The 19446-nt window shown below is 52.2% G+C and carries 16 protein-coding genes and 1 pseudogene; 12 read left to right on the plus strand and 5 right to left on the minus strand.

What is annotated here, in order from left to right; translation table 11 throughout:
• Nucleotides 1-43 precede the first annotated feature (43 nt).
• Together PSPTO_RS14715 and PSPTO_RS14720 are read left to right on the plus strand one after the other, a co-directional pair.
• Nucleotides 44-2230 (plus strand): TonB-dependent siderophore receptor, encoded by a 2187-nt coding sequence (locus PSPTO_RS14715; protein WP_011104229.1) that lies wholly within the window; start codon nucleotides 44-46, stop codon nucleotides 2228-2230.
• A gap of 10 nt (nucleotides 2231-2240) precedes the next feature.
• On the plus strand, nucleotides 2241-3071 hold the full coding sequence (locus tag PSPTO_RS14720) for a DJ-1/PfpI family protein (RefSeq protein WP_011104230.1): 831 nt from the start codon (nucleotides 2241-2243) through the stop codon (nucleotides 3069-3071).
• Between the two features lie 138 nt (nucleotides 3072-3209).
• On the opposite strand, the pseudogene PSPTO_RS14725 reads toward PSPTO_RS14720, so the two are convergent.
• The 4 genes and pseudogenes from PSPTO_RS14725 to PSPTO_RS14740 form a co-directional block, all read right to left on the minus strand.
• Nucleotides 3210-3809, minus strand: a pseudogene (locus PSPTO_RS14725) (FMN-dependent NADH-azoreductase).
• A gap of 370 nt (nucleotides 3810-4179) precedes the next feature.
• Entirely contained in the window at nucleotides 4180-4467 is a 288-nt protein-coding gene (locus PSPTO_RS14730; RefSeq protein WP_011104231.1) for a c-type cytochrome, read from the minus strand.
• Between the two features lie 228 nt (nucleotides 4468-4695).
• Nucleotides 4696-5184: a copper chaperone PCu(A)C gene (locus PSPTO_RS14735; RefSeq protein WP_007249558.1), complete on the minus strand. Its 489-nt coding sequence runs from the start codon at nucleotides 5182-5184 to the stop codon at nucleotides 4696-4698.
• Nucleotides 5184-5789, minus strand: coding sequence for an SCO family protein (locus PSPTO_RS14740; protein WP_007249559.1), 606 nt, complete (start codon nucleotides 5787-5789; stop codon nucleotides 5184-5186). The genes PSPTO_RS14735 and PSPTO_RS14740 overlap by 1 nt, the downstream gene beginning before the upstream one ends.
• Before the next feature lie 707 nt (nucleotides 5790-6496).
• Here PSPTO_RS14740 and PSPTO_RS14745 point away from each other — a divergent pair.
• From PSPTO_RS14745 to PSPTO_RS14775, 7 genes are all read left to right on the plus strand, one after another.
• Nucleotides 6497-6880: a DUF2946 domain-containing protein gene (locus PSPTO_RS14745; protein ID WP_080394021.1), complete on the plus strand. Its 384-nt coding sequence runs from the start codon at nucleotides 6497-6499 to the stop codon at nucleotides 6878-6880.
• A 231-nt stretch (nucleotides 6881-7111) separates the two neighbouring features.
• Nucleotides 7112-7693: a putative natural product biosynthesis protein gene (locus PSPTO_RS14750; RefSeq protein WP_007249561.1), complete on the plus strand. Its 582-nt coding sequence runs from the start codon at nucleotides 7112-7114 to the stop codon at nucleotides 7691-7693.
• A 479-nt stretch (nucleotides 7694-8172) separates the two neighbouring features.
• Entirely contained in the window at nucleotides 8173-8562 is a 390-nt protein-coding gene (locus PSPTO_RS14755; RefSeq protein WP_007249562.1) for a DUF2946 domain-containing protein, read from the plus strand.
• 71 nt (nucleotides 8563-8633) lie between these two features.
• A complete protein-coding gene (locus PSPTO_RS14760) occupies nucleotides 8634-10793 on the plus strand; it encodes a TonB-dependent receptor (RefSeq protein WP_046463781.1) in 2160 nt (719 codons plus the stop codon).
• Nucleotides 10793-11551: a Plug domain-containing protein gene (locus tag PSPTO_RS14765; RefSeq protein WP_226992631.1), complete on the plus strand. Its 759-nt coding sequence runs from the start codon at nucleotides 10793-10795 to the stop codon at nucleotides 11549-11551. The genes PSPTO_RS14760 and PSPTO_RS14765 overlap by 1 nt, the downstream gene beginning before the upstream one ends.
• Nucleotides 11548-11826, plus strand: coding sequence for a hypothetical protein (locus PSPTO_RS14770; protein ID WP_162491843.1), 279 nt, complete (start codon nucleotides 11548-11550; stop codon nucleotides 11824-11826). The genes PSPTO_RS14765 and PSPTO_RS14770 overlap by 4 nt, the downstream gene beginning before the upstream one ends.
• 276 nt (nucleotides 11827-12102) lie before the next feature.
• On the plus strand, nucleotides 12103-12426 hold the full coding sequence (locus PSPTO_RS14775) for a helix-turn-helix domain-containing protein (protein WP_011104234.1): 324 nt from the start codon (nucleotides 12103-12105) through the stop codon (nucleotides 12424-12426).
• Between the two features lie 609 nt (nucleotides 12427-13035).
• Here PSPTO_RS14775 and PSPTO_RS14780 read toward each other — a convergent pair.
• Nucleotides 13036-14340 (minus strand): tyrosine-type recombinase/integrase, encoded by a 1305-nt coding sequence (locus PSPTO_RS14780; protein ID WP_011104235.1) that lies wholly within the window; start codon nucleotides 14338-14340, stop codon nucleotides 13036-13038.
• Nucleotides 14341-16468: 2128 nt separating this feature from the next.
• Between PSPTO_RS14780 and PSPTO_RS14785 the strand changes: the two genes are divergently transcribed.
• The 3 genes from PSPTO_RS14785 to PSPTO_RS14795 all read left to right on the plus strand — a co-directional run bounded on the left by PSPTO_RS14785 (nucleotide 16469) and on the right by PSPTO_RS14795 (nucleotide 19260).
• Complete coding sequence (locus tag PSPTO_RS14785) at nucleotides 16469-16783, plus strand: hypothetical protein (protein ID WP_149032215.1); 315 nt, start codon at nucleotides 16469-16471, stop codon at nucleotides 16781-16783.
• Nucleotides 16784-17087: 304 nt separating this feature from the next.
• Nucleotides 17088-18422 (plus strand): tyrosine-type recombinase/integrase, encoded by a 1335-nt coding sequence (locus PSPTO_RS14790; RefSeq protein WP_011104236.1) that lies wholly within the window; start codon nucleotides 17088-17090, stop codon nucleotides 18420-18422.
• A 481-nt stretch (nucleotides 18423-18903) separates the two neighbouring features.
• Complete coding sequence (locus tag PSPTO_RS14795) at nucleotides 18904-19260, plus strand: hypothetical protein (protein WP_011104237.1); 357 nt, start codon at nucleotides 18904-18906, stop codon at nucleotides 19258-19260.
• Nucleotides 19261-19446: the final 186 nt, after the last annotated feature.

The following is a 19446-nucleotide window of genomic DNA, read 5'->3' on the forward strand; positions in this document are numbered from 1 at the left end:
TCATGCGCGCTTGGCCAACACCTGACATTCATCGGATGAACCCATGTACTCCACCAAGAACAAGCCGCTGTTTCACATTGACCCATCGTGTCTGCGTTGGCGCCATGCGTTTTGTATGTTTCTGGGGCTGGCATTACCCGTCATTGCCCATGCCTCGCAGCCGGAGGACGGCACCGTCGGTTCATCACCAACCCCCAAAAGGCTACAGACTTGGACGTTGGAACCTATCACCGTTACAGGGGCGCGCGAAGGCTATTCCGCACCCACTTCTACTTCGGCCACGCGCACCAATACGCCCTTGATCGAAGTCCCGCAGTCGGTACAAGTTGTCACCCAATCGATGATTAGAGAGCAGGGTAGCCACTCGCTTTCCGACGCATTGGTTAATGTCTCGGGTGTGAGAGCGACCAAGCCTCAGGAGGCACTGTTCGCGCAACCCATCGTGCGCGGTTTTCCTGCAGAAATTTATATGAACGGGCTGCCGGCCTTCGGTGGCACAGCGGCGAGCATCGATCCGACCAGTCTGATCGGCACCGAGCGTATCGAGGTGCTCAAAGGCCCAACATCGACCCTTTACGGAGGCGGGATCGGCGCGCCGCTGGGCGGCTTGATCAACGTGATTTCGAAACGTCCCGAGGCCGAGCCGAGTGCGTTTGTTTCGATGCGCACCGGTAGCTTCGGTACGGTGAATCCGTCGGTTGATCTCAACACACCCATTGGGGACAAAGTCGCCGCACGGTTTTCCGCTGACTACCAGGAAAATGACAGCTGGATTGATCACGTCAACGGCCACCAATGGTCAATACAGCCAAGCATCGCGTTTCAGCTCTCGCCAGATACCGAGTTGCTGCTGCGCGGCAGGTACGAGGATCGCAGTCAGCTGGAATTTTCTGGCCTGCCATCCGCCCAGGCGTTGAGTGGGCATATTGACCGCAAGGCTTTCCCGGGCGCTACCAGTGGGCAGCCGCACACCACCATCGAGAATCGTACAACTACCGCCGAACTCACTCATGAGTTTAATGAGGACACACGACTTGCCGTCACCGCTCAGTATTACGAAGGCAAGTTTCGTGACTATGGAAGCTTTGTTTATCCAGAGCTTCTAGGGGCTGGCCCTGCGACGCCAACGGTGTATCCGATTTTCAAGCTCTACCTGCCAGGAGACGTTCGTGAAAGCACGCTGGATACTAACTTGGGCACCCGGGTCGAGGCTCTGGGCGGCAGCCACGAACTTTTAGTGGGCGCCAGTTATGACCGTACAGACTTCGCATCGGGAGTATCCAACGCCGAGCTGATCGGCGAGCTTGATCTGGCCAATCCGAGCTACGGGGTTTCCTACGGAGCGACGCCCGAAACAATAGTTTCCCAGACCAACCGCTACGAGACAAAAGCTCTCTACATTCAGGATCAAGCGACCTACGGCCGCTTACATCTGTTGGGATCGTTGCGCCTGACCCAACTCGACCTCAAGCAACAAGAGCAAGGTATTGATACTTCATATCATCGTGTGACGCCACGCCTTGGCATCACCTATGACCTGACCGACAGTCTCGCGCTTTATGCGGCTTACTCTACCGGCTTTAGAGGTGCGTACAACTACAACGGTCGCGAGACACCGAAGCCTGAGTTGTCTCGCAACTATGAGGCGGGCATCAAGATGGCGTTTAACGATTTGGGGCTTTCCGGCACCCTCGCGGTGTTCGAACAGACTCGTCGCAACGTGTCGACTCCTGATCCCGATCCTGCAAACGCGATTCTCGGCTACTCTGTGCAAAGCGGCGAGCAACGCGCTCGGGGGGTAGAGGCAGATTTGGTTTGGGAGCCGATTCCGGCCTTTTCGTTGCTGACCAGCTATGCCTACACCCAGGCAGAAGTGACAGACGACAATTCGATTCCGATTGGTGCCGGATTGCCACGCGTACCTCGGTACAGCGGTCGTCTCGCAGCCCGCTATCGAATACTCGATGGTGCTGCCAAGGGACTGGGTTTTGGTGCAGGTATTACTGCGCTCAGCGCACGCGAGCTGACCCTGCCCAATACCGTCTCTGTGCCGGGATATGCACTGCTCGATGCACAGACTTCCTACGAGTTTGACCATTACACGGTCTCCGTATCAGCGGTCAATCTGACCGGTCGCAAGGTCTTCGAGACTTACCAATATCTGGGTTCGCCAGTGGTATTACCGACCCAACCACGCTCAGCTTTTTTGACGCTGACAGCCAGCTTTTAAGGACCCCATCATGATCGACAACCAACGTCGCAACCTAGTAATTGGTGCGTTGCTCGCACCGTTGGCGGCCAGCATCACCCTCAAAGCCTCGGCTGCTGACAAGCCCATGCACCCACATGCGATGCCGGATATGGGCCCCGACATGAACAAAGTACCCTGGATGGGCGACGAGCAAATCGCAATGCTGGTGTATCCAGGCATGACCGTAATGGATCTCGTGGGGCCGCACTGCATGTTTGGTTCGCTCATGGGCGCCAAGATTTATATTGTTGCCAAGTCGCTGGACCCAGTGACGAGCGATGCGGGATTAGCGATTGTACCTACCGCCACCTTTGGCACCTGTCCTCGCGACCTGACAGTGCTGTTTGCGCCGGGAGGCACGGACGGCACTCTGGCAGCAGCCTCTGATGCCGAGACCCTGGCTTTTATGGCTGATCGTGGCGCACGCGCGAAATACATCACAAGTGTCTGCTCGGGCTCGTTGATCCTAGGTGCGGCGGGGTTGTTGAAAGGTTACAAGGCGACGTCGCACTGGTCGTGCCGGGATGCGCTAGCCGGGTTCGGTGCGATTCCTACCGAAGCGCGTGTTGTGCGCGACCGCAACCGGATTACCGGCGCTGGTGTAACGGCAGGACTGGATTTCGGCTTGAGTATGGTTGCGGAACTACGCGACCAGACCTACGCCGAGTGCGCCCAACTGATGAGCGAGTACGACCCCGATCCTCCGTTCAACGCGGGCTCTATGAAGACCGCTCCGGCGCATGTGAGGACTGCGATGATCGAACTGGTGGCGGAATTTACGAAGAAAGCAGACGCGCTCGCTGGCTTCCCGAAAGGCTGAGGCTCTAAGCTTCACGGCGCACTCCATTGCAAGAGCGCGCCGTGAGCGTTCGCTAACGGCTGTTAGAATGAGGCGAGACGTTAACTGCACAAGGTTCAATGCGAAGATCAGCTGGAATCAAATTCCGCATGAAATAGCTCAAATGATGCGTGCCAGCAATGATGTGGCGCATTTGATACCTTTCTCACGAAAGTTACTGCTGAGGTTAATCCCCTCTGCGTGAACAAACGTGATGTCGTGAATGCCTATGAAAGACAGTACCTGACGTAGGTATGGCTCTTGATGATCCGAACTGTCATCGGCATGAATTCAGCCTCTGGCGGTTAAAACGACTGCGCGCTTGCCAATCAACAAGCCTTGGGTAAGAGTGGGCGTGTATTTGAACGTCACCCCAGCTCGAATCACATGGTCAAGCCAAGCCTTGAGAGTGCTTGGAATGTCGAAATTGTACATTGGCGCGGCGATGACCAGCATGTCAGCTGCAAGTAGCTCATTAGTCAACTTGTCGGAACGCTCCAAGCAAAGCTGCTCTTGGTTGCTGCGCTCTCTAGCAGGCTTCATCCAGCCACCTAGCAAGTTTGAGTCAATATGAGGTATGGGGGTGAGGGCCACGTCACGGATAATGATCCGATCAGTCGGATGCGCAAACCGCCACTGGCTGATGAATTGCTGGGTCAGTTGGCGAGAAACTGACTCCTGTTGGCGAGCGCTGCTTTCAATAATCAGAACGCTGGGCATGATTTCTTATTCTCTATCGGCTTGAGTCGATGAAGCCTAGGTTAGTCGTATCCACATCGTAAAAAGGTAGAAAAAACTGCTGTTAATTATCGATAAGTTTGTTTTATACACATTTCACCTGGATCGTTACGTAAACAATGTTCGGGACGATGGATCACCTGTTGACTTGTGCGTGTTGACAGACGTCAGAAGCCCACATCTGTGAATATATGGGTAAGGTAAGTCGCGAATGGGACAAGAACTTAGAGATCGGTCTTCATTATTGCTAAAGTGAAATCGTGAAGGTAAATTGGTGGATGCTTAAACTTAGGCGAGGGGAGGTTGAGTCCATCGAAGTCAAGTAACTTAAGAGGATCACGGAGGAGGCTGCTTATTTAGCCATCCACTCGATAACTGCTTTGTAATCGTCTGGTGTACATTGCATGCAGAGACCTTTAGGGGGCATCACGCTGTATCCAGTAGTGACTCGCTCGACGAGGAGATCCATTCCTTGGTCGAGGCGAGGCGCCCAAGCACTTTTATCTCCCTTTTTAGGCGCAGTGTGTAATTGACCGTTATGGCATATGCCGCATGACTGATTGAAAACAGTTTCAGGATCCTGAGCGGCCCCTACTGAGATGGGAAGCAGGCCGATGGCCAAAATAGCTAAATATTTCATACTGCACTCCGTTCTTTCTTAAAATGTTCAGCTAAGCCAAGCCTTCGCTCATCATTTGTTATTAGAGGGCTCGCGACTGTAGTAGATAAAGTGCTTGGTGCTTCTAGCCACTGTCACAAGTCCGTATTGACGGCGATCTTTTAGGAAAACTCTATGCATCTATCAAAGTGAGCTGGAATCAGTGACGTTTATTTAGTTACGCGTCACTTATGTACATCTTTAAGCTCATCAATGCATCTTGCTGTGATCCGGCATGTTCAGAGCCCGCGCTGTTGCCTCAACCGTTATCGACTCCTTCTCACCTCTGGCATTCTCTACCGTTAGCGTCAGCGGTACCTTGTCACCTTCTTTGACTTGCTTAACCAGGTCAATCAGCATGACGTGATATTTGTGGGGATCCAAGGTGACCGGCTTGCCAGCAGGCAAGTCGATAAACTCTACCGGTTGCATGCTCATCACGTCGTTCTTCATGGTTGACAGGTGAAGCTGCACAATTTTGGCGACCGGAGACTGGGCGCTGAGCAGCTTGCTGTCGCTGCTTGATGTAATAGTCATGAACGCGCCGGTCGCCTGCTGCCCTGCGACTGTAGCGCGAGCCCACACATCTTCTACTTGCGTCTGGGCTGAAACTTGGCAAGCCAGTCCCAGCAGTGAAAACCCAAGTATGAACTGTCTGACGCGTTGAGTAATGCTGGCTTGATTGAGAGTTGAGTTCATTAGGACACCTTCATGACGGTAAGCAAATCTTCTGCACACTCTTGTGCTGAAAGCGAGTGAGACAATCCAAGACGTAGGGTTCCCCTGATGTCGTATACATAGCTCGTCGCCGAATGGGATAACGTGTAGGTTGATCCGCTGGGGATTTTTTCGTAGAACACGCCAAACTCTTTGGCTGTGGCCGCAGTTTCTTCGAGTGTCCCGTAAAGTGCGACAAATGACGGATCAAACGTTTTCACGTAAGCGTTGAGCACGGCTGGTGTATCGCGTTCAGGATCCAGCGTGATAAAGATGATCTGAAGTCTGTCGCCATCCTTGCCCATCAGTTTTTTGATTTGTACTGCGCGAGCCAGAGCCGTCGGGCAAATCGCGGGGCACTGTGTAAATCCGAAGAATACCAAGGGGATCATCCCTCGATAACTCGAGAGCATTCTGAGGTCGCCGTTAGTGTCTTTTAATTTAAATGAGCGCCCAAGGATCTGATTACTCAGATTTTTGCCGTGTTTGTACGTCAATTCCTCGCGGGTATCGCACCCAGTCAAGATGCTCAAGCTGAGTAACCCCATCCCTGCAACCACCTTGCGGCGAGTCATGAAAACGCTCATGGAATAATGCCTCTTGGATCGCCCATCAATTCAGTCAACTGTAGGGACGCGTCACTTAAAAAATATTGTTTGCTACCGAAATCGTTTTTATCGATAGGTCTCGACTTAACGCTAGGTCAGACGTGAACCATTGATCATCATTTGGGATATTTTTCTGACCTACTGGAGGTCGGGCGAAAAGTCTAACAATGCCAGCACCCTTTCATAACCTGCGACATTGTGACGCATGCTGTGCGTTGAGCTTCGTTTGAATGAGCTTGCCAAACTTCCCGCGACATCCTGTCGCAGGTGACTAGCCCAGAAAGGCTCTGCCGTACGCAGATGAGCAAAATCTAAAATCGTTAGCGAATGGGTTCCCACCTTGCACTGAGTCTATAAAAAGCAGGTGTGCCCGTCGGTGACTCTTGAGTAGCCCACACGCATCTGAAGGTTTTGGCCCTGTCGTCCAGGCTATTCGTGTAACGGCTGGCGAGATGCGGGAGCGCGTCGAATTGTGGGCCAGAGAGGTGCCCCAGTGTTGCGTGATGTCTCGCCATCTTCGCAGACGGCACGCCGATAGCCTTTTAGGTGAGAGTTAATCCTGTGTGAAACCACCCAAATTCCCGTGATAGACTCATGGCTGTAATCGTGGGTATCGTTGGGTGGTGGGCTTGATCAGCATCTCCCGATCTTCAAGCCCTCCATAATTTGGTATCAGCATCGCCGCCATGAAATCCTCCCTACTAAACCGCTCGCTCGTTGCTTGGACGCTGTACTTTTGCGTCTTATTCAACGTTTTTGCCTGCGGTTTGGGACATGGGCAGATGAGTGGGCTCACCCTCAATGGCATAGGTGGCGAGTTCTGCTCCACGTTGGGCAACAGAATTCCTACCGAGAGTCCGGATTTCTCTGACCAATCACCCAGCGGTTGGGCCGGTAGTCTTGTCTGTCCAATCTGTTCTGCGGTTACGTTAAGCATCGTCTTTCTCCTTGGCCTGATCTGGCTCCTGCGAATCGTCCAAAAGCCACGCCTTGGTCGTGAGCTGCGCTGTAAGGCACCCCCACGATATTCCTGGCCGTCGGCCAACCCTCGCGCTTCCCCTCTGATCTGACGTTTGCATGTGGCCGATTGATCATCGGCTGTCGCTTATTTTTCGTCGCCCGCTTATCGCCAGATTTTTACTGTTGCGAACGCTGCCGGGCGTCGTCCAATCGTCTCGGGAAAGAAGGCTTATGGCTCGAGTTTTCGATTATCCGCATTGCAGATTCAGCACTTTCGAAGGAAGAACTTTTAGTTTTCCAGCTTCTGATAACCCGCCTGCGGCTATCAAATGGAGGCTGGCATGCGCGATTTAATTACCCCTTCCGGGGCCTCGCGGCTGGTCAGCAAGGCCTCGCGGATGGGCAGTGGTGGCGATTTCCTGTTGCCATTTCCTGACTATCCCAGCAACGCACGCTGTTTTGTTCACTTGGACGCTCGTTTACTGCCTTACTGGCACACGCTGTTTGATGTTTGTCCTAGGTTGCTGAAGCTGGATCCTCCCGATGGCTTGAATATATTTCGCAGCTTTATGACGTGGGCTTACCGTAACCATCCACCGCTGAACTGGACTTACTACCTCAGTGTTTGTCGCTGGTTACTGACCTCAACCTACCAGAAGCAAATAAGTGAGGAGCACATCGATGCCTTCATGACTGCAGCGGCCGCCCGCTGGATAAGCACAGATGGTAGCCAGGCTAGGGGACTGGTGTTGGCTTGGGAAGGTTCTCCGATGAGGGTGTTTGACTGGAAAATAGCTCCACGTTCAGGCGTAGGCTTTGACCCTGAACAAGAGGAGTTTCCACCTACGCCTTGGGACTTCGCCTGGTGTCCTTTGACAGGGAAGGGGGGCGCTGGATTTCGCCGCTGGTTGCCCATCCCCTGACACAGTCGAATGGCAGGTCGTCGATGACTCTGTGTTAAGGAGATGTCCTGCCAGTGTTTAGGCTTCGCATGATCGGAGCATGGCTGAGCCTAAGCAGTGGATGGGCTCTCCATTCCACTCCGAAATCTTCATTAACAGCGGATTACCTTGAGAAGGGTTCTGGAGTTTCGAAGGCCTTTATGATCAAACCATAAGCATTCTCAACTCGTACTAAATGGGTATCAGGCATGCGACAACCTGTCACGTCTTGGCCTGGGAATTTACCGAATGTGGCGAGTCTTCACGTCGTCGGCCCATTCCTGGCTGAAACTGAAAAATAGTGCGACAGAACGTCGCAGGTGAGAGATTTTGCGCGGCTGTCATCATTCTGGTTTGTACTGACATGTGCTCAATTTTTCAGCCCTTTAATACCGGGTTAACCGCGCAGAACGATGTAGTTGATCTGTGCATGAAACCTTACCTTGGTGACGTCTCGCTTCATGAAAATCGCACGCAATGAACGCTCGCTCGTGGCATGGGTTCTCTATGTATCCATCCTATTCAGTTCTTTTTCCTGCGCGATCGGCCACGGTCAAATGGCTGGGTTACAGCTCGCCAGCGTTGGGGGGGAATATTGTTCCCTTGATGGCAATTTTGGGGCTGATCTCGACGACTCTGGCCTAGCCACGACAGCCTCAACCCCGGGCTCCAGTTGCGCACTGGTTAGTCTTTTCAGTGCCCTTGTTCTCGCCGCATTCTTCGGTTTATGGGGCCTGCTCACAATCGACAAGTCGCGACCTTACGCCAGGTTGTATCTCTCGCGCTTAAATCGTTACCGGTGGCCTCCAGCAAACCCTCGTGCATCCCCCTTGGGGCTTCCGTTGCTCTGAAATTTATTGTCCAGGCTGGCTGCTTTGCAGACAGCCTGAGCACTTATCGAATGAAAAACTGGAAGCTCTCTATGTTTCGCATGACGACTCTGGCGCTGCTCGTTGGCAGCAGCCCCCTTGCTTGGGCTCAAGATGATTCCTTGAAACTGCCCGACATTAAGATATCCACTTCTGCTGCCGAACCCGTTGAGGCGACCGCTCTCAACCTGGACGAGACCATCGAGAGCGGCTCGCGTCTAACGCTCAGTGCGCGCGAGAACCCCGCATCGGTCAGCGTGGCAGACCGCCAGACCATGGAACGTATCGGAGCGCGCAACTTTCAGGATGCTGCTAATGCGCTGCCTGGCGTGAATGCATCCGCACCACCTGGTTGGGGAGGTTATGTGGCCTATCGTGGATTCAATGGTGCGCAGATTGGTCAGTTGTTCAACGGCATTAATTTGCAATACGGAGCCGCTGCGCGTCCTGTCGGATCATGGATTTACGATCAAGTTGAGCTACTGGGCGGGCCATCTTCCTTTCTCAATGGCAGTGGTGCGGTGGGCGGTAGCCTGAATTTCATCACCAAGTTGGCCAGCCGTGACAAGGACAGTCTTGAGGGAAGGGTGAGTTACTCGCGCTACGACACTTGGGAGACCGCCATCGGCGTCAACCAGGCGCTCAACGAGGGGGAAGGAGCTCGCCATTATGCGCGTCTGGACTACAGTCGCACGCACACCAATGGTTATATCGATCGTCAGGAGAATGGAGCTGGCAATCTGGCGTTCTCCCTGCTGAGCGATATCAACGACCAGCTTTCCCACACACTCGCCATCGAGTATCTGGAGGAGCAGGAAGACAGCCCGTACTGGGGCTCGCCAGTGTTACAGCCACTGAGCGGCAAACTTCATATTGATAAGCACAACCGTTTCAAAAACTATAACGTCGATGATGGGCGCTACGAGCAGAGAACTCGTTGGCTGCGGTCGATCACCGACTACCGTTTCGATGATGCTACCGGGGTTCGCAATACCTTCTATCACTATGACGGTCAGCGCGATTACCGCAATCTTGAGGTCTATCGCTTCAACGCGGGTAACAACGCCGTGGCTCGCTCTGCAGGCTATCGCCAGCGTCATGATCAGGAGGTGAACGGCAATCGTCTGGAGCTGACGCACGCGGGGGAGTTGTTTGGGATGGCCAGTGACTGGGCCTTTGGCATGGAATACAGCCGCAACAAACAGGTCAACTATCCGCTGTCCATCAATGGGTCTTTCGGCGTTGCGGTAGACCCGGGCAGTTTCGCTCCAGGTGCGTTTCTCGACATCCCCGGCATGGATGCCGCACGTACCAAGGGCCGCAGCACCTGGACGGATACCACGTCGACTTTTATGGAAAATCGCACGCGCCTGACGGATCGACTGGCATTGGTTACAGCACTTCGCTATGACCACATTGATTTCGAGATTGTCGACCACACGGCGCGCAGTTCACTTGATCGCCGCTGGGACGCCTTTACCGGCCGGGCAGGTCTGGTCTATGACGTGACCGATAGCGCCAGCCTCTACACCCAGTACAGCACCTCGGCCGAGCCGCCAGGCGGAACCCTGACCAGCGCAAGCATCGGCCAGGTCGGCGACTTCGATTTGAGCACCGGACGCCAGATTGAGGTGGGCAGCAAATTCGACTTCCTTGATGGCCGCGGATCTGCCACAGCAGCAGCCTATCGAATCGTGCGCAAGAACATTTCTGTACCCTCTTCCACACTGCAGAACACCACCGAGCAGGCAGGCCAGCAGACCTCTACGGGTATCGAGTTGGCGGCATCGTTCAAGATAACTCCCCAGTTGTTGGCTGCCGGTAATTTCGCCTGGGTGAGGGCCGAATACGACGAATTCAATGAGACCGTCGCCGGCGCGGTGCTTTCACGCAAGGGTAAGAACCCGGTGAACATTCCGGATCGCACGGCCAACCTCTGGCTGACGTACGATTTGGCACCGCAGTGGCAGGTCGGCGCTGATGCGCGCTACGTCTCTTCGGTCTACGCCAATACCGCCAACACTATGTGGGTGCCGTCCTACACGGTCTACGGATTGCTCCTCAAGCATGACCTCGATGCGCATACAGAGCTGAGTGCGCGTTTGCGTAACCTCACGGACGAGACCTATGCACGCTTCATTCATCAGACCAACACTCAGTATTACCTGGGTGAGCCGCGCAGCCTCGAAGTGGCTGTGCAGTGGAGATACTGATGATGCTCTTACAACGACGAACTGATTTACCAGTTCACTCATGCGCACTGCTGTCTTGCTTTTTCTTGCTCATGCCTCTGAGCCACTTGAGAGCTGCTGATGCAGTACACGGTTTGCCTGCGAAAATCGAGCTTGATCCGCTGGATATTGTTGGCAACAGGATCAATGTGCAGCCAGACCTGACGAGCGCGCGCGCGAAGCTTGAGAGCCGAGCTGCCAGCACCGCAGTTATCGATGCTCAAAGTTACCGTAGCGGGCGAGCTACCACGGCAGTTGACGCCTTGGGCTTTGCGCCAGGTGTCTTGGCGCAGAGCCGTCACGGCGATGAGGCTCGTTTTTCCATTCGGGGCTCGGGCATTCAACGTGGCTTTTTGATGCGCGGCATTGAGCTTTACCAGGATGGCATCCCGCTGAATCACGCCGACGGCAGTGGTGACTTCCAGTCAATAGAGCCTCTGGCAGCGAAGTACATAGAGGTGTGGCGAGGCTCCAGCGGTCTGGAGTACGGCTCCAATGCACTTGGAGGCGCGGTAAACTTTGTCTCACCAACCGGGAGAGATAGTGGGCCTCTGCTACTGCGTACCCAGATTGGCACTTATGATCAACGCCGCAATCAATTGGCTGTTGCTGGAGCCGGTGATGTATTCGACGGTTTTCTGAGCATCACTGACAGCCATCAGGACGGTTACCTGGGGCATCGCAAGCATTGCTCGTGGTGGGTGAAGCGAAGGGAGGGAAAAGCGGTTTTGGCGTCGTGAAAACCTCAAAGCTTATTCGGCAAATGGGGCACGTTGCGCCGACGGTGAGCCAAAACGAGATTATGTATGCGCCTTCGCGCGCGCTGTATATGCAAAATGCTACGCGAAAATGGAGGAATGGCGCGCCACCGGCCCATGTAGTTGCTCGTCAGCAGGCGGGGAAATTGATCCTGGATGCCTATCGCTCCCTGAGCCTTTGTTATGTGACCGCCAGAGGGGATGCAGCGGTGAACAATCCGATCCAGACATCAAGGGTAAAAGCTGAATGCAGATAAACATGAGCAAGCCTTTCAAGCACCAAGCCATGGCCAGGGAACTGGCATGGCAATAGGCTGGTCTGGCTGCGGGACTCACCTTGGATGTAGGCCATAACGAAAAATGCTCTGTATCTTTCGATACGGAGCATTTTCTTTGAGCGCTGCGCAGATTGCTAGGTTTTCACACAGTCTGCTGTGGTGCATTTTTTTTCACTCCTGAGCATCAGCGAACAATATATGTTGTAGTCATATATTGTTCAATGCCGCCTTATCGTTCCTTTTGTGAGACTACAAATGGAACTGAAATCGGCATTCGCTAACGTCCTTCGTCGCGTAAGGACGTTACGTCGTCTGACTCAAGAAGATTTTTCCATTTCAAGCAGCCGGACGAACATCAGCCTGCTTGAACGAGCTAAGACGATACCCACTTTGGAAAAGCTTGAAGATCTATGCTCGGTGCTCAGCGTTCACCCCATCACGATGCTGGCTCTTTGTTATTCCGTCAAAGAGGGTGTTTCAGTCGAGACACTGATACGTCAGCTGCTGGCTGAGACAGAGGAGCTCGAGGCAGCTGTGGATGCCTCTGCCTTTATTGATACGCGAAACGCCCCTCAATAATTGCGAAGACCATATTTTTACCTCTGACTACCAAAACGTATGAGTGGCGGCTGCTGGTCGGACACACCCATCGGACCTAGCGGCCCGCCATCTGATGTACCGTACATACACGAGTGAACTGAAGTTTTTCTTCAGCGCAGGCCGAACGGGCTACGGATCATTCACACTTGGAAAGCGACATCTGCCCAGGCATGCAGCATTCTCCGTGTCGCCGCCTCGACTTTCCATCGAGTTTAGCAAGACGCGGATGCGGGCCGCAGTTTCGATTTTGATCAGCAGCAGCGCATGGGGATGGTGCTCGGTCTGCATGCATGTTAGCTTACAGTTTTAGACAATCCGGCAAATTTTTAGGGCTTTCGGGGTTTTAAAAACCATGGTTCCTTTTTTGAGCGACGATCACCGATCGAAATCATGGCCAATGGCAAAATTTTGTTTTACGATATCTAAAAATGTATTGAGCAACTTCAGGTGTGCTAGCGCTGAACTGAAACCCTTTTTCATCAAGAGCCATGCTCGACTCACTCGAAATGCTCTTCAAACTTAGCCGCTTCAATCTTTTATGTTTCGAGGGCTTTATACGAGATACCTAATAAATCAACTGGATATTTATCAAGTGCGTTCTTTCATAGGTAAACGCTTGATAGAGTAAGCTCTTTTCTCATCCTCTGAGTTATAGTACACATTCTGTGTGGTGCTTAAGCTATTATGTCGAAGATCAACCTGAAGGTCCTTCATGTCTCGATACGGGGCATCGAAAGTTGCTGATGTATGACGGAGCCAGTGAAGTGAAGCTGCACGCAGTCTACTGACGTCCTCGTCAGCCCAATTTTCCGCCTGCATACGTTCCAATGCTCGGTCGAATACCTCTTGCAGCAGTAATCTGACATGCCGATCTGACAGTCCGGCTCGTCCGCGTTGGGTGGCAATTAAAGGAGTGGTTTCCCTGAAACCGGGGAGGGGAGATAGGCCCTGATGCACGCGCCAACGCTTTAGGTAATTCTCTACGTAGTCATCTCGTACACTTATCTTGCCTGCTTTGTTACCCTTACCTACGACGTGATACCACCAGTTGCCAGCTCCATCCTTGCGCAAATCCCCCATACTTGGCGTCCAGTTCTCCCTCCCCACCAAGTCGGAGACACGCAGGTACATAGCAAAAATCGTCGCAACAATGAACAAGGTTCTTTCATACTTGGGGTTCTGAGTAGCCAATTGCTCGGCCGTTTCCAAAACGAAATCCCACTGCAACGAAGTCAGGATGCGGCTCTCATGCTCTCCTGTTGTACGCTGCTTGTACTTGCTCTTTTGTTTCACCGCCCTGAACGGGTTGTGCTCACAGAAACCTTCATCAATGGCATGTTGAAAAAAACTACCGCAGACAGCAAAAATTTGCGCGATTGAGCCTTGCGCGGGTTTGTAGTTTTCTTGAAGAATAGGGCGGCTCTCTTCTTTCGCGCGCTTTCGTTCTTCTTTAGAAACAGATTGACTGAAAGGGCTCCAGTCTGGATTAAGCGTATACGTGTCAGTTGCTAGCTTTCTGCGGGTACCTACTCGGATGAATCTAGATTTCACGACCGGCTTAACCCAGCCGGGATCGGGCGCTAGACAGAACTCTAAAAACTCTTCCGCATTAGTACGACGCATCTCTAGCAGAGGAACCTTTGACTTGATAAGTGTCCATAGAAGCAATCGCTCAACATGCGTCCGGTAGGAATTGAAGGTGGACTCATTTCCCGCATAGGATTTTAAAAAGCTCCGAACGGCTCGATAACCCTCAACGGCTTGGATCTCGGGCGGGAACGCCGAAAGGTACTCATTAATGCACGGTAACTCATGCTTAAGTGAGCTGAAATTTAGGTCACCGAAGCGGGCGTAGGTTTCAAAAAGCGGATGCAGAGTCGTCGGCGCAGGCATAGCGTATCTTAGTGGATTTGCAGGAATGATCAGTGAGAATACGATAGAGACCGAGTTTATGCAATATCCGGGTCTGACAGTTATCGGATATTACAGCGGTCAATTCGCCCTCCTAGAGATCCTGAACATTGATCGGCCCTACTTCATCGGCCAAGCACACCGACGCATCATCCAACTGACCAGCCCCCACTTTGCATCACGTATTTTCCCAGCAGGGGATACCCCGCGGCGGCGGCGTATGAGCATCCAGGAGATGCCGATATTCTCCCACTTAGACTGCGTTCTGGTTGAGCTATCGGTTTAGCTATGTATGTATACCACACGGTAGTGGCTCCATCGGCAAATTTGAACTGCCAGCATCGCAACCTCGAGATTACTGAACATCTGGGGGAGTATGCATATAGCGACGGCGCGGTTGAAATTCCTATAGGCGCCACCGTGGCACGCCGTAGTAAACCGCGGCGGATTTAAGCCGCAACGACACTCGCTTGCCTTTGGTATCGCCTGGCAGCTATGGTCATTCTTCAGTAGACTTGGGAGAGCGCCATGCCCATTTTTCAACGGAATACTCCTCAAATTTGGCACATTTTTGGGTGATTAACGGTCATGGCGCTAACCCGAGCCCGAACGGGCTGATTCAGAAACGAGCTGTCACAGATGCAGGCATGGAATGTAAGGCAAACGAATCAACGGGTTGTAGCTGAAATGGTGAAACGCCATGATCATTAAACGCTGGAGTTCACGAGGGCTTGTGATTGTTAATCGGCGGAAAAGCTCTGCAGCAGGGAATTCAACGACACTCGAGCACAGGATTCCGGCGATTAACGATCAAATCGGGAATATGCTTTTTTCCGCAAGCTGTATTTATCCATATGAATCAAAGGCTTGCTGCTTGAATGACTGGTGACAGCAGTACCCGCTCTTGCGTTTGGCCTTGTCGAGCACGCTGCATTAAATGCAATAGGAACTGTCTAATTTTTTAAAGTTTTTCTCTTAAAATGAGCGTTGTCTAATTTTTAAATGTTTTTGAACCTACGATATTGATAAATAAGGGGATTTTTGGTTGGCATATTGGCGCGTTGGATGGTGATTGCTCCAGCCCGGCGCACGGAAGCGCGGATAACTGACTGATTCTAAAGGATTATAATTTTATCGCTCAATATCCTAATTTTTTAAAAATCCTCACAATTCGTCTGGGGTACGCTCTGAATTGGTAATACCTTGTTACGCATAATGTATATTATGTTAAATTGTATCCGTTCGTAACTGCGGGAGAACGTGATCATCGTCTTCGATGATCAAGAAATCAGTGCGCCAATCGGGATTTGAGTGGAAAGCCCTTCTTTATCTTCCCAACCCCTTGATTCTATTGGGCTCTAGTTCACTAGGCATCCCAGTTCGACGCAGCTTTTTGACGATATGAGTGGAAACCTCTCCGATTCATAAATCCATAAGTCATTGATCTGTATAGATTTTAAAAATCTACGTCTAAACGGAACAGCTCCACGCCTAAGGAGAAATCAGTGGAGTCATATTTCAGGGGATACATTGTCGACCACCTCGAACCTCTTACAGAACAAGGGCTCCAGGGCTTTTTGAGGAATTGAGTGGACATTCCGCACCATCGTTTCCCAAGACGAAACCAGTGGAAAATCCACGAAAACACAGCCTTGCTGCGGGTGGTATGACGCCCAAACCAATATCGATAGAAACCCGTAAACCGAGGCTGCTGAGAACCGCCAACACCTTGAAGCCCCCGTAATCCCTAGCCCTGGCCAGGCTAACAGTCTCTAATTCGGTTCTACCATACTGCCCCAACACGGTACAAAACCCGGCACCATAGGATTTTCAAAGAAACGAGTGGACATTCCAGAGGGTTTTTCCATCCAAAGATTTAAATGGAAAAACCGCAGTGTCACTCAGCTCACTCTGCGTGCGCTTTCAATTCTCTCCAAGGTAATGGCGCGGGTTGCTTGCTGAGCGTCAGGGTGCTCGCCCGGTCGACGCGATGACTGCCTGCTTCAAATCAAGGTTTTGTGCCAGCGCACCGTTACCGGCCCGACACAAAAAATCTCACATTCCCCGTTGCCGTTGAGGCGTTGGGGAGCTTTTCCCCTGAGCAGCCCATGTGTCCCAGAACGCCACGCCCCAAATCGCGAATTACCAAACAATTGCAATTCGGCTTATCAGAGATCCAATAGCCATCAACCACAAAGCCTTTCAACAAACTCCAATCCAGATCCCTGAAACCAACAAGCCAAAACCAGAAACTCAGAAACCCAGAAACCCAGAAACCCAAAATACTAAAACCCAAGCATTGGCATTAATTGGCAATATCCTTATTAAGGGTGATAAAGCCACCAGCCGACCACACGAAGAAATCCCAGAAGAACACCTTGGCAATATACGATTAAAGCAACTAACACCTACGCACCTCTCATAAAAATGCGAATCGACGAAATAGGTGGAAAACCATAGCGCGCTTCTATTGGTTTATGCCGCAAGCCTTTGTCAAGCTTGTCGCTAAACTTTTAATACCGAGTAGAGGTAGTTGCAACAGCGCCAGCTGGAGGCTACCATCGGGCATCGCCGGGGGGATGCACGAAATGCACACGATCAAAATGCAGAGAATCACAATGCAAAAAACCAAAATGCAAGCAAGCGAGCAGCTACCCTGCCCTAACTTCCAGTTACTTCCATTACTGGAAGTTTCTAATCACCGCCAAGTCACACGGTAACGCACCAAAATGTCTACGCAACCAATGCCTATTTTTGAGACCTACGAGATCTTCATTGATACGGACTTTAGTTTGCGCGAATCCAGTATGGTTTGTGTTCGTGACTATATTGGTAATTTTCCGCGCTCAGTTAAGGCACATAAGGGCTACCTCACGGCGCGAGATTTTCTTCGAGCGTTTTCAGACAATAACCTGACATTTACTTCATATAGGACGCATGTCGAGCGCTTGCTTTTATGGGCACTAATCATAAAGAAAAAGCCGTTCTCACAGCTCAAGCGCCAGGATGCTGAAGACTACCTTGAATTTTGCCGTAACCCGCCTGCTGAGTGGATCGGCACCATTGTGCGTGGTCGTTTCGTCACCAGCGACCATACCGAGTCGACGCGGGGTGAACCGGTCATTCCGAACCCAAAATGGAGACCATTCAGCCTAAAACGTGCGAAGGTTTTTTCGGGCGAGCTGAAAGCGCCTTTAAACAATCACCCCCGGGATCTTGAGCTTAGCGTGGATCAGGATGCCGCGATGCAATACAAGGCCTCGCCAAGCACCCTCAATCAGATTTACACAATCTGCAGCCGTTTCTTTGAATACATGGTCGAGGACGGTACGGTCGCAGCCAACCCGTTCAGGATGATCAAGAAGAAAAGCCTCAGCCGTGGCACCCCTCAAGAGGAAGGGACAAATCGCGCTCTGACTCCTTTGCAGTGGGACTACGTGCTTGAGACTGCGGAGCGAATGGCGCTTGAGGAACCCGAACGGCATGAGCGCACCCTTTTCATTGTGGCGACCCTGTTCGCGATGTACCTGCGGGTATCTGACATCGTCGGCAGGCCGAATTGGCGCCCAGTGATGGGGAACTTCCGGCTAGATCCGGATGGCAACTGGTGGTACCACGTGGTCGGCAAAGGCAACAAAGCCGGGAAGGTTGCGGTCAGGGACGAGTACATTTCTAAGTACCTGACGAGGTACCGTAGGTTTATTGGGTTGCCTGCACTGCCCGGTTGGAATGATCAGACTCCCCTGCTTATGACTATCCGAGGTCGTTCAGGGTTGTCGGGGCGACAGGTACGTGCCCTCCTCCAATCAGTGTTCGATAATGCCCTAGCGCGAATGCGCCATGAGGAGCGCGAAGAGCATGAGATGAACAGCCTGCGGGCGGCTTCCGCGCACTGGCTCAGACATACCTCTGCGACGTTTGACGCCCCGCTGAGAAGTCCAAAGGACTTGCAGATGGACTTGCGCCATAGCAGTCTCAGCACAACTCAGAATGTCTACTACCACTCGCATGACCAAGAGCGAAGCCGTTCAGTGCGTGGCGTAGGCATGCGCGACAGAGGTTAGAGGTAACCGCTTATTTGCATTGAAACCAGATACCGGCGTTTGGTTCTGGTCTATTTTTCTATAGCTCAGTAACCAAGTCAGGGAAGTGCTAAGGCATGACATGGCGTAAGGTGTTAGGCATCAGCGTACATACTTCTTTATTAACATATAGCTTCAAGTTATTTTTATCACGTCAAAACCTACAATAAGAACCGGGCACTGTCAGCAGCAGGTAACAACCGTGGTTTTCTTCCAATGACCCGAGCCCAACCAACTCAATGAGTTCTGTAACCTACCTCCTGGCTTAGGAGGTTTTTGATGCTCTGATTACTGATTTATCAAGTTTGAAAGTCAGATTCTACATCTTGTACAAAGCCACCAGCTATTTCCACTTAGGCTTCTTGTGAAGCACTGGCTGACCGTCCGGAGCTTGTGGTTCCATAGGTGAACTTTGCGACCCAATGCACCAGCTCGTTAACACCGCTATGGCACCAACTCTGTTATGAGTCTTTACGACGAATTCCATCGTGACGATTCAGGCACGCTGCGCTGGCTTGGCTTCCGCGACTTGCTACCCCAGCTAACCAAGTCGCTCAGTTGCCGTTCAGTTGAAAACGGTCAACCCGCTTGCTTAGACTTACAATCAGTGTTTTTTTCTCGACTGATTTCACGGTTTCGCGAACAAGGCCTTAACGTTCACGGCTTTGGTGAAGCGAAAAATCAGAGTCCCTGCGTGGCAGGCTGCGACAATTTCGTCTACGAAGGTGCCTTTGGTTTACGACGACCATCTGGCCGTGATGGTGAAGGGACGGCGTTCATTTTCGACACGGCCGTGATGACAGTTGACTTCATCTGCTGAGCCGGCACTCTGCAATAAGGGCTTGATCCTCAACGAGTCGCGCGAATCGGTGCAAGCCTTCACCGCCCTCCCCACCTAACCCTGATTTCGTCTGGTGCCCGATCGCGTGCATCAGCCACGTCAAATGTTATACGTCCCGATCTCTGAGAGCTTCCGACTGAATGCACGGGCCTGTCGTGGTTTTAC

The organism is Pseudomonas syringae pv. tomato str. DC3000 (genome assembly GCF_000007805.1).
In the GTDB taxonomy this organism is placed as follows: domain Bacteria; phylum Pseudomonadota; class Gammaproteobacteria; order Pseudomonadales; family Pseudomonadaceae; genus Aquipseudomonas; species Aquipseudomonas avellanae.